The following is a 13,574-nucleotide window of genomic DNA, read 5'->3' on the forward strand; positions in this document are numbered from 1 at the left end:
TCAGGTCCCGATCATCGCCAGCCATTCGTCTTCGGTTAACACCGTCACCCCCAGTTCGGCGGCCTTTTTCAGCTTGGAACCGGCGCCGGGACCGGCCACCAGGTAATCGGTCTTGGCCGAGACCGAACCGGCCACCTTGGCGCCCAACCGCTCGGCCTGCGCCTTGGCCTCGTCGCGCGTGAAGCGTTCCAGCGAACCGGTAAAGACCACCGTCTTGCCGCTGACGGCGTGATCGCCGGCCACCGCCTCGGCATCCTGCACCCGCACCTGCTCCAGAAAGCGCTCGTAAATTTCACGCTGATAAGGATGCGCAAAATAGCTGACCAGGGCACCGGCCACCACAGGGCCGATCTGGTCCTGGTGCGAAATACCCTCGCGCGCCGCTTCATCGCCCTCAGCCGCCGCCACCATCACCTCATGGAAATGGCGCTCGCTGCCATAGGCGCGGGCCAGCAGGCGGGCGGTGGTTTCGCCGATGTGCTTGATGCCCAGCGCGGCGATAAAGCGATCGAGCGGCAATTCGCGGCGCGTCTCGATGGCGTCGAACAGCTTGTCGATCCCGGCGAAGGCGCGGTCGGAATCGGACAGGGCCTTGGCGGTGGCCTCGCCCTTCTTTTCTTGGCGCAGGGCCGATTGCCGCTTGCGTTCCTCCAGCACGGCAGCGCGAACCTGATCGGCGCGCTCATGCAGGCGGAAGATATCGGCCGGTTCACTGAGGATACCGGCGCGGTGGAATATTTCGATATTGCTTTCGCCGAGGCCCTCGATATCGAGTACGCGGCGGCTGACGACATATTTCAGGTATTCGATGCGCTGGTGCGGACAGGCCTGATCACCGGAACACTTGCGCGCCACGCCTTCCTCGCCCTTGGCATTGGTTTCGCGCACCACCTCTGTGCGAAACGGACACGGGCAAACGGTTGGGAATTCATATTTCGGCGCACCGGTCGGCCGTTCGCTGAGTTCCACGCCGACAATCTGCGGAATGACATCACCGGCGCGCTGCACGCGCACCATGTCGCCGATATGGATGTCCTTGCGCGCGATCTCGTCGGCATTGTGCAGGGTGACATTGGTGACGACCACCCCGCCGACATTGATCGGTTCCAGCCGCGCCACTGGTGTCAGCGTGCCCATGCGGCCAACCTGTATATCGACGGCCTGAAGGCGGGTCAGGGCCTGCTGCGCCGGGAACTTATGGGCGATGGCCCAGCGCGGCGAGCGCGACACGAAGCCCAGCCGGCGCTGCCAGTCGAGCCGGTCGACCTTATAGACCACCCCATCGATATCGTAACCAAGGCCGGAGCGCATCAAACCGATATGGTCATAGACCTCCAGCAGCCCTTTTGCCCCCTCGACACGCCGGGAGTTCGGATTGACCTGGAAGCCCCACTGGCGGAACTTTTCCAGCGCCTCGGACTGGGTGGTGACGAAGTTCTCATCACTGACCTCGCCCCAGGCATAGGCGAAAAAGCGTAAGGGGCGCGAGGCCGTAATGCTGGCATCAAGCTGCCGCAGGGCGCCGGAGGCCGAATTGCGCGGATTGGCGAAGGTCTTGGTGCCCTCCTCTATGGCGCGGGCATTCATTTCGGCGAATTCCTTGAGCGGCATATAGACCTCGCCTCGGATCTCGATGCGGTCGGGGAAGCCGGTGCCGCTCAAATGATGCGGCACATCCCTGATCGTCTTGGCATTCTCGGTGATATCCTCGCCGGTGCGGCCATCGCCGCGCGTGGCGGCCCGCACCAGTTCGCCCTTCACATAAAGCAGGCTGCACGATACGCCGTCGATCTTTGGCTCCGCGGCGAAGGCAACCACCTCGTCTTCGGGCAGGCGCAGGAAGCGGCGGATGCGATCCTCAAAATCGGTCACGTCTTCCGCAGCGAAGGCATTATCCAGCGACAGCATGGGCACGCCATGCTGAACCGGTGAGAACTTGGCCGAGGCCACACCCCCGACGGTCTGGGTCGGGCTGTCTGGCGTCTTCAGGTCGGGACATTCGGCTTCCAGCGCCCGCAGTTCGGCTTCCAGCGCGTCATAGTCCGCATCGGTCAATTCCGGCGTTTCCTGATTATAGTACAGGTCGCGGTGATACTGAATCTGTGCGGCAAGCTCGGCATGGCGGGCGCGGGCGTCATCGATAGTCATGGGAAGCGGACTGTCCATTGGCTTTAGGAATCGAACCACGAATGAACACGAAACGAAGTTCGACACCAGTCAATAGACACGAATTTAAAGTCCATCACTTCCTTATTCGTGTCTATTTGTGTTCATTCGTGGTTTCTCATTATGTGGAGCTATCACCCCAGATTGTCAGTATTGTTCCATGGTTCATCCCCGCGTGTTTCCAGGCTGCGGCGCGTCAGCAGATAGCAGAGGATGATCAGGCAATAGAGCGCCCCAACCACCAGGCCGAAATTGATATAGCTGTGCAGCTTGCCGGCAAACTCCGGCGTGTCGCGGTATTGCAGTCCATAGGTATGCAGGGTGACGCCAACGCAAATGCCCACGGTCAGCAAGGCACTGTAGGCAAAATGAACGACAAGCAGGATAATCTCGCGGATAAACCTGAGCATGGCCGCCTCCTGGCGCTCTGTCAAAAGAGCCCGGCTATTATACGCCTTCCGGGGCCTTAAGTCGAATGGCGGCCGCGCGGGCTTCCGGCGTGATTTCGGCGCCGGAAAGCATCCGCGCCAGTTCTTCCAGCGCAGCATCGGGCTCGAGCACGGTCACGGTCGAGCGCACGCTGTCATTATGCTCGGCCTTGGAGACCTTGAGGTGCTGATCGCCGCGCGCCGCCACCTGCGGGCTGTGCGTCACCACGATTACCTGCTGGTTCTGCGCCAGGCGCTTGAGCCGCAGGCCCACCGCATCGGCCACGGCGCCGCCAACGCCCTGGTCGACCTCATCGAAAATCATTACCGGACCTGCGACATCCTCACCGCCGCGAGACGCCAGCGCCGCTTTCAATGCCAGGGCAAAACGCGCCAGTTCACCACCGGAGGCGATGGCGCCCAGACCACCCCACTCTGCGCCCGGATTGGTCCTGACCTCGAACTCGACCACATCGCCGCCGATCTGGCCATAGCGTTCCGGCTCCAGCGGCCGCAGGGCCACGCGGAAGCGCGCCTTATCGAGCTTGAGCGGCACCAGTTCGCTCATCACCGCCGCCGCCGGGCCTCACCGGCCAGCGCGCGTCTGGCGCGCAGGGCCTCGACGGCGGCGTGGAAATCCTTCTGCGCCGCGTGCATGGCGATGGTCAGGCGGCTTAAGTGCGCATCCAGGTCTTCGATCTGGTTCAGGCTGGCGGCGATGCGCGTGCGCTCGTTCGGCAGGTCCTCGACCAGTACGCCGAGCTTACGGGCCATGGCGCGCAGGGCGAACAGGCGTTCCTCGACGCGATCCAGTTGGCCCGGCTCGACATCAAGACTATCGGCTGCCTGATCCATCAGGGCGAGGGCCTCGTCGGCGGCGATCAGGGTGCGATCGAGCGCATCGGCCGCCGCCGTCAGCCGCGCCAGGACCGGATCTTCCGAGGTAGCGCCGGCCTGCATGGCGCGTGTGCGGGCATGATCGAGCGCGCGGAACGCCTTGACCAACCGCTGCGACAACTGCTCGCCACCGACGGCTGAGCGCGCCTCACTGATATCCTCCAGCGCCCGCTCACCGGCCCCCAGCAGGGCCCGCTCCGAAGCCGAGGGTCGCTTCTTCATCGGGCTGAGGATTGAGCCGGTCGAGTTCCTGCAGACGCAGGGTCAGGGTTTCCAGTTCGGCCTTGTCGGCACTCGCCCGCTTCATCAGGTCGCGGTGTTCGTCGCGGATCACCTTCAGCGCCTTCCAGCTTTCGGACACCTTCGCCAGTTCCGGCCCGCAGGCGCCATAACTATCCAGCATCCCCAGATGCGAGCGGGCATCGAGCAGGCCCACGGTTTCGTGCTGGCCGTGAACTTCCAGCAGGCTGTCGCCCAACGCCTTGAGCACCGCCACACTGACCGGCTGATCATTGACAAAAGCCTTGGAACGGCCATCGCGGCCGACCACGCGACGCAGCAGCAGGGCCTCGCCAGGTTCCAGCGCCAGGCCCTTGTCTTCGAGGAAGTCATAGAGCGGATGCGTCGCCGCAATCTCGAACTCGGCCGTCACTGATGCCTGCGGCGCGCCGGCGCGAATCAGGCCGGTATCGGCGCGCGCACCCGTGGCCAGGCCCAAACTGTCGAGCAGGATCGACTTGCCCGCACCGGTTTCCCCGGTCAGCACGCTCAGTCCCTGGCGGATATCCAGTTCCAGCCGGTCAACCAGGACCACATCGGCAATCGTCAAACGTGTCAGCATCGGGCACCGAATCAAGAAGGCGACTGCCGATTCATCGGCAGCCGCCCCATACAATCACACAAATGAGAACAATTCAAGAACTCAGATATTTCGGTTTAATTGAACTTCCAGAAGCTCAACCAGCTTTTCTTCTTTTTCAGGTCCGGCGCCTCCGGCCCTTTCTTGCCCTTCGGATCGGGGGCAACAGCCGGCGTGGCGCCCTTTTCCTTCAGGAGCTTGTAGGCCGCCGAATACCAGCGGTCGCCCGGATAGTTATAGCCGAGCACAGCGGCATCGCGCGTCGCTTCGTCGTGCAAACCCATCATTTCATTGGCTTCGACCAGGCGGTAAAGCGCTTCCGGCGTGTGGCTGGTGGTCTGGTAATCGCTGGCCACGGTCTTGAAGCGGCCGATGGCGGCCAGCGGCTGGTTGTCGTTCAGATACCAGCGGCCGACATCCATTTCCTTGCCGGCAAGCTGATCCTGCACCATGTCGAGCTTGATGCGCGCGTCCTTGGCATATTCGCTGTCCGGATAGCGGCGCACCACATCAGTCAACAGGGCCTTGGCGCTGTCGGTATAGCCCTGGTCGCGGCCGACATCGACGATCTGCTCGAACGCGCAAATCGCCTTCATGTAATAGGCATAGGGGGTCAGTTCGCTGCCCGGATAGAGCTTGATGAACTGGTCGGCGGCGGCGGTCGCCTCGACATATTTATCAGCCTGGTAGTTGGCGTAGATGGTCATCACGATGGCGCGGCGCGACCACTCGGAATAGGGATGCTGGCGCTGGACTTCCTCGAAATAGGTAACGGCGTCGGACCAGCTCTTTTCGTCCAGCTTCTGCATACCGGTCTGGTAGAGCAGTTCCACCGGACGCTCCTCATAGACCAGGTGCTCTTTCGGTCCCTTGCCGGCGCAGGCGGTCAGGCCGGCTACGGAGACACTGGCCAGCAGGATAACTATGGCCGATTTCTTGAGAAGCCCCACAACGCTCACGGAATATCCCTCTTGCTGACGCTTTACGCCATTTGAATCTTATGTGCGAGGATACATCTACACGAGCGCAGCGCGCGCGCCAACCGTAATTAACCAGTCAGCCGACATCCGCCAGAGCCGCGCCGCGGGTGACGATGCGGTAGGCATCCGGACGCGACAATAGGGCACGGACCAAGGCATTATTAAGGCCGTGACCGGCACGGATTCCTTCAAACCTGCCAAGAATGGGCATACCCAGCACATACAGGTCGCCAATGGCATCGAGCGCCTTGTGGCGGACGAATTCGTCGGCGAAGCGCAGGCCGCCTTCATTGAGGATCACGTCGCCATCGATGACGATGGCATTATCCAGCGAACCGCCGCGGGCCAGGCCGGCCTTGCGCAGGGCTTCGACACCTTCGAGGAAGCCGAAGGTGCGCGCCGCCGACAGCTCGTCGCGGAAGGACTGCTCGGTAATGGCGAGATCGACCACCTGATGGCCGATGGGGGTGCCCGGAAAGTCGATTTCAAAACGGACTTCAAACTGGTCGGCCGGCAGCAAAGCCGCGCGCTTGTCGCCTTCGATGACTTCCACCGGCTTAAGGATTTCAATGACCTGCTGCGGCACAGCCTGGCGGCGGAAACCGGCCTGGTCAAGCAGTTGCACGAACGGCAGGGCCGAACCATCCATGATCGGCACTTCCGGACCATCCAGTTCGACAATGACGTTATCGATGCTCAGGGCGGCGAAAGCGGCCATGACGTGTTCGATGGTCGAGACGGACACGCCGGCGGCATTGGTGATGACGGTGCCCAGAGTGGTCTTGGTGACGTTATGGGCCAGGGCCGGAACGCGGTTATCGCGGTCGGTGATATCGGAGCGCACGAAAACGACACCGGCGCCGGCGGGCGCCGAACGCACGACCATACGCACAGGCACGCCCGTATGCACGCCAATACCGGCGATTATGGCCGCATGGGCCAGGGTCTGTTCGTTCTGATCAGGTAACATGACGCTCACCTTCTTGCCGCCCCCGCGTACATAGATCCGGCGCAAAAAAAATGCGGGCGCATTTCTGGCCCGCATTCGATATCTCATTTTTGGCGCCCGTTCACAAACGAACTTCTATTTCCGTTTGTAACGCCTTGCTTAACAAGCTTTTAATTAGCGAGGCGCCTTAAGAAAGAAGGGATTTCCAGATCGTCCTCCGTATCCATCGACGGCTGGACTTCCGAGCGCGTGGCCGGGTTGAGATTCGTCTTCGGCTGGGCCGAAGCCTGACCGGGCACATAGCGGTCGGCCTCGTCCTGGACCGGCGCGGATTGTGCCACCGGTGCGGCCGGGGCACTCTGGCGCTGCGGGAACAGGCCGCGCCAGAAGGATTCGCGGCCTTCTTCCTCGGTGTTCAGGCGCGGCGCGGGCGCTGGCTGGCTGGGACGCGGCGCCGCGGTATGGGCGTAGGGATTTGGCCGCTGGATCTGCGGCGCGACGGCAGGACGCGGTGCGGGAGCCGGTGCAACCGCAGCAGGCGATTCCTCGTCTTCGACCATCGGATCGACGATCCGGCTGATGACGCGCGGCTCCTGTGCCTGGACGGGGGCCTGAACGGGCGCAGCCGCCGGCGTGATGGTCGGCTGGGCGGGACGCTCCTCAAACAGGCTTGAGCGGGCGGCGGGCTGGGCAGCGACAGGCGTCACGGGCGCCGAGGCGACCGGTGCGGGACGTGCTTCCGCCACAGGGGCTGGAACGGGTGCCGGAACCGGAGCAGCAGCAGCCGGCGTTTCGGTGCGCGAACCATAGCCGAGGCCGAAGGTCGGGGCCTGGGTGGTGGTTTTCGGCGTCGAATTGGCGTTGGTCAGCGGGGTTTGCAGGGCCACACCGTCCATGCCGGTGGCAACGACGGACACGCGCAGCTTGCCTTCCAGGTTCGGATCGAAGGCGGCGCCGAAGATGATATTGGCTTCGGGATCGACTTCCGAGGAGATAGCATTGGCCGCCTCGTCAACTTCATGCAGGGTCATGTCGAGACCACCGGTGACGTTCACCAGCACAGCCTTGGCGCCCTTCAGCGAGGTTTCATCGAGCAGCGGGTTCTGGATAGCATTTTGCGCCGCCAGCAGCGCACGGTCTTCGCCGGAGGCTTCGCCGGTGCCCATCATGGCCTTGCCCATATCGGACATGACCGAACGGACGTCAGCGAAATCGAGGTTGATCAGGCCCGGCAGGACCATCAGATCGGTGATCGAGCGGACGCCGGCGTGCAGCACCTGGTCGGCCATGCCGAAGGCTTCGGCAAAGGTGGTGCGCTCGTTGGCGATGCGGAAAAGGTTTTGGTTCGGGATGACGATCAGGGTATCGACATAGCGTTGCAGTTCGGAGATGCCGGCATCAGCCAGGCGCATCCGGTGACGGCCCTCGAAAGTGAAGGGCTTGGTGACCACGCCGACCGTCAGGATGCCGCGCTCGCGGGCGCACTTGGCGATTATCGGGGCCGCGCCCGTGCCGGTGCCGCCGCCCATGCCGGCGGTGATGAACACCATGTGCGCCCCTTCGAGGTGCTCGGTGATCATGTCGGAAGATTCTTCGGCGGCGGTCATGCCGACTTCGGGATGCGCGCCCGCACCCAGCCCCTGCGTAATGCCGACGCCAAGCTGAATGCGCGCTTCCGTGCGCGAAAACTGAAGCTGCTGCGCGTCGGTATTGGCGACGACGAACTCCACACCTTCGAGGCCGGCTTCGATCATGTTGTTAACGGCGTTGCCCCCGGCTCCGCCCACTCCAAACACGACGATACGCGGCTTCAATTCTGTTGCGCGCGGCGCAGAAAGATGAATTGCCATGTTATCCAGTGAACCTTTCATGATCTCTCCCATTCGGTTCTCCGTCCGGGATGAACGAATGAGTTTTCCGATCCCCGATGCCAGGGTCTTATGAGACTACAACTATGCTTAACGAATAGTTACCCGATAACTTGAGTCGGCTAAAAAGGAACCTGTTTTGGTAAGATTTTTTAACCAAAGTTACCGAAGTATGACTTTTTACACAGGCATTGAGTCAGAAAGGAGTCACGCGGGTTGCGTTTTTCGCGCGGAGCGTGAGCATCCCTTTCCAGAGGGTTAACACATCGCTTTGATGGACGGTAAGCGCTTAGTGATTTGCGAACGCCCAGGAAGCGCAAGAACGGACACAATGAACCCTCTCCCGTTTCCGGAAGAGGGTTCATTCAGATAAGCTGTTTGCGCCTGTAAGCCTAAAGATTGCTCTTCAACCAGTCGATGACGCGGGCGATGATATTGCCACTGCCGCCCGTGGGCGCGTCCTTCGGACCGATCTTGGCGGCCATGATTTTCTTCACCGGCACCACGTCGCGCGGGCCGTAGAGCGTGCGCAGGATCACCCCGGCCGTGGCGGCAAAGGAAGGCCCTGCGGCGGCGTCACCCAGATGTGGCACCCGCATCGGGCGGCCCAACCGGCAAGGCCGGTCGAAGACGCGGATGGCCAGTTCGCGGACGCCCGGCAGTTGCGAGGCGCCGCCGGTCAGCACGATACCCGCGCCGGGCTCGATCTGGACGCCGGACGCCTTGATCTTCTCACGCAGCAGCTCGAAAGTTTCCTCGACGCGCGGCGCGATGATGCCTTTCAGGATGGAGCGCGGCACGGTGATCGGTGCGCCGCCGCGGTCATCGCCGCGCGGCGGGGCTTCGACCGTTTCGCGGTCTTCGTGAGCCGAGGCGATAGCCGAGCCATGCAGGGTCTTGATACGCTCGGCACCGGCCAGGGTGGTCGAAAGCCCACGTGCGATATCGGCCGTGACATGGCTGCCACCGACATTCAGGCAATCGACATGCACCAAGGTGCCATTGGCGAAGATGGCCGCGGTCGTGCTGCTGGCGCCCATATCGATGCAGATGCAGCCCAGTTCCTTCTCGTCTTCTTCCAGGGCGGCCACGGCAGCGGCCAGCGGGGCACAGACAATGGCCTGCACTTCGAGGTGGGCAAGGCCGACGCAGGTATTGATATTGTTGAAGACGCTTTCGTCGATGGTAACGACCAGTAGCTCGAGGCCAAGATTGCGCCCGTTCAGGCCGCGCGGATCGCGCACGCCATACTGGTCATCGACGCTCCACGAAACCGGCAGCAGGTGGATGGCGCGGCGGTTGGGGAAGCGGACCTGCGCCAGGGCCGAGGCGATAGCGCGGTTGAGATCCTGGTCGGAGATCGGCTTGAGGCCCAGCGATACCGGGCCGACACCTTGTGCGAGGCTGTCTGCGCACCGGGAATAGTGACGCGCACGCCCTGGATCGACACATTGGCCATGGCTTCGGCGCGCTCCACCGCCTGGGCGATGGCCTGCGAGGCTGCCTCCATGTCGATCACCGAACCGGCGCGGATGCCCTTGGACTGGACATAGCCGACGCCGGCGACGCGGATCGACTGATCGGACTGGCGCGCGCCTTCGGGCCGCATGATGAAGCAGCCGATCTTCGAGGCGCCGAGATCGAGCGAGGCAATCAGCCCCTGCGAGGCGGGCGGACGACCGGCGGCTTCCCCGCCGGTCGCAGGCGCGAGGCGGGCTTTTGCCACCTCGGGATTGATGGCGGCGGCTTTAGCGTTTTGGCGATCTTCAAATCTGGACATGAGTTTTCTACTTGTCAGATCTAGGGGAGGACAACGGCGGCGGGCGGTGTGGCGGGGTGCGCTTCAAGCGGCACCACGACGAGGGAATCGGGATCGAGCAGGTCGATGGAGGCAAAGCCCTGATCCAGCACACGCTGCTGGCTCATCAGGACATCGAGACGCGCCATCGCCTGTTCCTGGTTGAGCGCCGGCAACTTGATGACCGCGCCATTCTTCAGCAGGATATTCCAGCGGCGCGTATTGACGCGCTGCAGGGCGTAGGTCTGTTCCAGCAGGGCCGGACGCTGGCGCATCAGTTCGATAATGGGGGGCGCGGCTTCATTGGCCCCCTCACCCACCACGAACGGCAGGTCGGCGAAGCGCGTCGATACGGCTTCGGGGATGATATTGCCCTCGTCGTCGATGACGGTATTCTTGCCGTTATACTGCCAGACAGCCAGACGCGGCCGCTCGACCACCTCGATAATCAGCACGCCGGGAAACTGGCGGCGCACGGTGGCGGATTTCACCCAGCCGACATTCTCGACGGCCTTCTGGACATCGGCGAGATTCATCAGGGCGAAGGGCTGGTCCTTCTCGAACTTGAGCGCCTGGCGCACATCGGGCGAGGCTTCGGGGCTGACATTGACAAGCTGGATTTTTTGCAGTTTCAGGCCGATGGAGGCCAGGCGCGCATCGGCAAAATTGGTGATGACGCTGCCCAGGGCTTCGGCGCGATGGCCGGTCAGAAGCACGACGGAAAGCAGGCCGGCGATCACCAGAACCGCCAACCAGGCCGTCAATTCGTTGGGCATATGGACGGTGCCGATGACGCTCGCCTTGCCCGCCGGCGCGCCCTTGCGCCCGGAAGACCGGCCTGCCGCGCGCGGCTTCGCCCCGGCGCGGCCCGCAGGCTTCGCCGCCGGTTTCGTGTCGGCGGGGCTGGCTTGACGTCTGCCACCTCGGACGACAGCGGGCATGGGCACTCTCCAATTCATCTTGGCCAAGTGTTCTCTGGCCACAGTCTGTCCGGAAAAAGAGCATATTCGCCGCGCGCTCGATCAAGCACGCTTCGTCAAATACTCCCGCCCGGCTGGTAAGCGCCTATAAAAGCCAGAACGTCCTTAATAGAGTGATAACGCCTGCGAAAATCGTAAGGAAATTGTAACGATATTTACCGGAATTCCGCTGCGGCTTGTATCGCCGCGCCTCTGCGCCTACCTTGGCGGCATGGCATCCAAGACGACCCTCAACGCCCAGAACCTGGAAACCCTGGGCGCCGCGCATCTGGCCCGGCTGCTGATCGAGATCAGCGAGGGCAATGCCAACGCCAAACGCCGGCTGCGACTCGAGCTGGCCGGCAGCGAAAGCCCGTCGAAACTCGGCAATGAAATCCGCAAGCGCCTGACCGCCATCGGGACTGCGACCACTAATGTCGGCTGGCGGACACTGAAGGGTTTCCGCGCCGACCTGAATACCCAGCGTCGGCTGATTGCCGAGCAGGTGACGACCGCAGCGCCGCAGGATGCCCATGACCTGATCTGGCAGTTCATTGCCCTGGGGGATGCGGTTATCGAACGCACCAGCGATGCCTCGGGCGGCGTGCGCGAGATCATGGCCGGCGCCTGCCAGGATGCGGCGGCGATTGCAGCCGTGGCCAGACCCGCCGTGGACGATATGGTGACGCGGATCACCGCCACGCAGATGGCCAACAGCTATGGCCAGAACGACGGGCTTATCCCGCTCATGGCCCCCTACCTCGGTGAAGACGGTTTGATAAAACTGCGGGCCGCTGTACTGGCTGCCGCCAGAGAGCCTGCGGCTTCACCGGCCACGCGGCCGCGACCGGTAAAACGATGGCGCAAGCGGGTGCTGGCCGCGTCCGAAGCCCTGCGCAAACGCACGCGGGCCGAAAGTACGCGGGCGGCCCTGCTGGCGATCGCCGATGCCCTCGGCGATGTCGACGCCTTCATCGCCCTGATGGCCGACGCCTACCTGCCAGCCACCGCCGCGCAGATCGCCCTTCGTCTGCTCAAGGCGGGCCGCGCGGCCGATGCGCTGAAGGCACTGGACGCCGCCCGGCAAAACCCGCGTTTCGAGATGCCGACCGAGTGGATCAATGCCCGGATTGAGGCGCTGGAAATGCTGGACCGCAAGGATGAGGCGCAGGATGTGCGTCTTGAGTGCTTCCGTCGCACTTTACAGGCGGATTATCTGCGCGCCTACCTCAAGCGCCTGCCCGATTTCGACGATATCGAGGCGGAGGACGCGGAACTGGACCGGGTCAAGGCCTGGCCCGACGCCAATGCGGCGCTGGCGCTGCTCATCGGCTGGCCCTCGTTTGATAGGGCGGCACATCTGGTCATTGACCGGGTGCGCGAGATGGACGGAAACGACGGCGAACGCCTGACCTATGCCGCCGACCGCCTGTCATCGCGCTATCCGCTGGCGGCCCTGCTGCTCCAGCGCCAGATCGTCGAGGCGCGGCTGGCGTCCTTCAGTGAAGCCACGCACGAAGCCGCCGTCCTGCCTTTTCTCGAAGCCGAGAGCCTGTCACGGCATATCGACGACTTCGGCCGCCACGATCCGCATGACATCTGGCGGAAAAAGCTGGCAAGCAGCTATGCGCGCCGTACGGTGTTCTGGAAGGGCGTGCCTTAGACCAAAGCCTTAGCCAATGGGCGCGTAAACCAGATGCAGGGTGTCGTCGTCGATCCTGGCACTGGAAATCAGGCGCAGCGGTGGCGGCACAGTGTGGAAAAACGGCTTGCCCTGGCCCAATACAGAGGGCCGCATGACGAGATGATATTCGTCGATCAGCCCCAGACCGGTCATCAGGCCGGCCAGTTCCGGGCCGGACACGCTGATCGTGCCGTCGATGCGGGTCTTCAGATCGCGGACCTGCGCCGCGATGTCGCCGGAAATAAGCGTAGCGTTCGGACCAACCTCCGTAAGCGCGCCCGATACCACCCATTTCGGCAGTTTGCGCCAGGCATCGGCGAACGCCCGCAATGGCGCGTCCCATTCCGGCCGGTCTTCCTCCCAGTATCGCATAAGCTCGTACATGCGCCGCCCATAGATCGCCGCCGCCTGATCCCGCACGGTCGCGGTCCAGAACTCAAATACCTTAGGGCTGGGTGGCCCCATCACCAGTGTGCCGGCGAGATCATCGATATAGCCGTCGATCGAGACATTCATTGCCAGTATAAGCTTGCTCATGATGGACTCCGCAGGATTTTCGCCATTGGCCGCCCCCTGGCCAGTTCATCGATCAGCTTGTCGAGATAACGGATTTCCCGCATCAATGGCTCTTCGATATCCTCGATGCGAACACCGCAGATGACGCCGGTAATCAGGCTGCGCGCCGGATTCAGCCGAGGCGCGGCGGTCAGGAAGGTTTCAAAATCGGTCCCGGCTTCGAGATGCTGCTGCAATTCCGCCTGGCTGTAACCGGTCAGCCAGCGGATGATCTCGTCGACCTCCTCCCGGCTGCGCCCCTTCTTTTCCGCCTTGGCGACAAGGTGCGGATAGACGCTGGCAAAACGCATAGCATAGATGCGGTGACCGGTCATTAGAGCACTTTCCGAAAAGTGTGACGCACTTTTGACTTCGCCGAACTACGTTTCGGATTAAAAAGTGCGTTAAGCAAAAAAACCAGAGCGCCGATC

The 13,574-nt window shown here is 62.8% G+C and carries 9 protein-coding genes and 2 pseudogenes; 1 reads left to right on the plus strand and 10 read right to left on the minus strand.

Features of this window, described 5'->3' with window-relative positions; all coding sequences use genetic code 11:
• The 8 genes and pseudogenes from ligA to NVV72_03115 form a co-directional block, all read right to left on the minus strand.
• Positions 1 to 2,148, minus strand: a complete 2,148-nt coding sequence (ligA, locus tag NVV72_03080) for an NAD-dependent DNA ligase LigA (protein ID MCR6658358.1) — start codon at positions 2,146 to 2,148, stop codon at positions 1 to 3.
• Positions 2,149 to 2,300: 152 nt separating this feature from the next.
• On the minus strand, positions 2,301 to 2,576 hold the full coding sequence (locus NVV72_03085) for a hypothetical protein (protein ID MCR6658359.1): 276 nt from the start codon (positions 2,574 to 2,576) through the stop codon (positions 2,301 to 2,303).
• 37 nt (positions 2,577 to 2,613) lie between these two features.
• Positions 2,614 to 4,332: pseudogene (locus NVV72_03090) on the minus strand (DNA repair protein RecN).
• 95 nt (positions 4,333 to 4,427) lie between these two features.
• Positions 4,428 to 5,309, minus strand: a complete 882-nt coding sequence (locus NVV72_03095) for an outer membrane protein assembly factor BamD (protein MCR6658360.1) — start codon at positions 5,307 to 5,309, stop codon at positions 4,428 to 4,430.
• A 97-nt stretch (positions 5,310 to 5,406) separates the two neighbouring features.
• Positions 5,407 to 6,300, minus strand: a complete 894-nt coding sequence (gene lpxC / locus NVV72_03100) for a UDP-3-O-acyl-N-acetylglucosamine deacetylase (GenBank protein MCR6658361.1) — start codon at positions 6,298 to 6,300, stop codon at positions 5,407 to 5,409.
• Between the two features lie 149 nt (positions 6,301 to 6,449).
• On the minus strand, positions 6,450 to 8,129 hold the full coding sequence (ftsZ, locus tag NVV72_03105; protein ID MCR6658362.1) for a cell division protein FtsZ: 1,680 nt from the start codon (positions 8,127 to 8,129) through the stop codon (positions 6,450 to 6,452).
• A 410-nt stretch (positions 8,130 to 8,539) separates the two neighbouring features.
• A pseudogene (gene ftsA, locus NVV72_03110) lies at positions 8,540 to 9,927 on the minus strand (cell division protein FtsA).
• 20 nt (positions 9,928 to 9,947) lie between these two features.
• Positions 9,948 to 10,886, minus strand: coding sequence for a cell division protein FtsQ/DivIB (locus NVV72_03115; GenBank protein ID MCR6658363.1), 939 nt, complete (start codon positions 10,884 to 10,886; stop codon positions 9,948 to 9,950).
• A gap of 250 nt (positions 10,887 to 11,136) precedes the next feature.
• Here NVV72_03115 and NVV72_03120 point away from each other — a divergent pair, with 250 nt between their 5' ends.
• Entirely contained in the window at positions 11,137 to 12,567 is a 1,431-nt protein-coding gene (locus tag NVV72_03120) for a hypothetical protein (GenBank protein ID MCR6658364.1), read from the plus strand.
• Between the two features lie 9 nt (positions 12,568 to 12,576).
• Here the strand turns inward: NVV72_03120 and NVV72_03125 are convergent, their stop codons facing one another.
• Together NVV72_03125 and NVV72_03130 are read right to left on the minus strand one after the other, a co-directional pair.
• Positions 12,577 to 13,125, minus strand: coding sequence for a dihydrofolate reductase family protein (locus NVV72_03125; protein MCR6658365.1), 549 nt, complete (start codon positions 13,123 to 13,125; stop codon positions 12,577 to 12,579).
• A complete protein-coding gene (locus NVV72_03130; GenBank protein ID MCR6658366.1) occupies positions 13,122 to 13,478 on the minus strand; it encodes a DUF2200 domain-containing protein in 357 nt (118 codons plus the stop codon). The genes NVV72_03125 and NVV72_03130 overlap by 4 nt, the downstream gene beginning before the upstream one ends.
• Positions 13,479 to 13,574: the final 96 nt, after the last annotated feature.

Origin of the sequence: Asticcacaulis sp., from assembly GCA_024707255.1 — a bacterium.
Classification (GTDB): domain Bacteria; phylum Pseudomonadota; class Alphaproteobacteria; order Caulobacterales; family Caulobacteraceae; genus Asticcacaulis.

Bases quoted from the DNA above. Each gene is read 5' to 3' on its own strand.
- ftsZ (MCR6658362.1), bottom strand. From the start codon at position 8,129: ATGGCAATTCATCTTTCTGCGCCGCGCGCAACAGAATTGAAGCCGCGT.
- NVV72_03120 (MCR6658364.1), top strand. From the start codon at position 11,137: ATGGCATCCAAGACGACCCTCAACGCCCAGAACCTGGAAACCCTGGGC.
- lpxC (MCR6658361.1), bottom strand. From the start codon at position 6,300: ATGTTACCTGATCAGAACGAACAGACCCTGGCCCATGCGGCCATAATC.
- NVV72_03115 (MCR6658363.1), bottom strand. From the start codon at position 10,886: ATGCCCGCTGTCGTCCGAGGTGGCAGACGTCAAGCCAGCCCCGCCGAC.
- NVV72_03085 (MCR6658359.1), bottom strand. From the start codon at position 2,576: ATGCTCAGGTTTATCCGCGAGATTATCCTGCTTGTCGTTCATTTTGCC.
- NVV72_03130 (MCR6658366.1), bottom strand. From the start codon at position 13,478: ATGACCGGTCACCGCATCTATGCTATGCGTTTTGCCAGCGTCTATCCG.
- NVV72_03125 (MCR6658365.1), bottom strand. From the start codon at position 13,125: ATGAGCAAGCTTATACTGGCAATGAATGTCTCGATCGACGGCTATATC.
- ligA (MCR6658358.1), bottom strand. From the start codon at position 2,148: ATGACTATCGATGACGCCCGCGCCCGCCATGCCGAGCTTGCCGCACAG.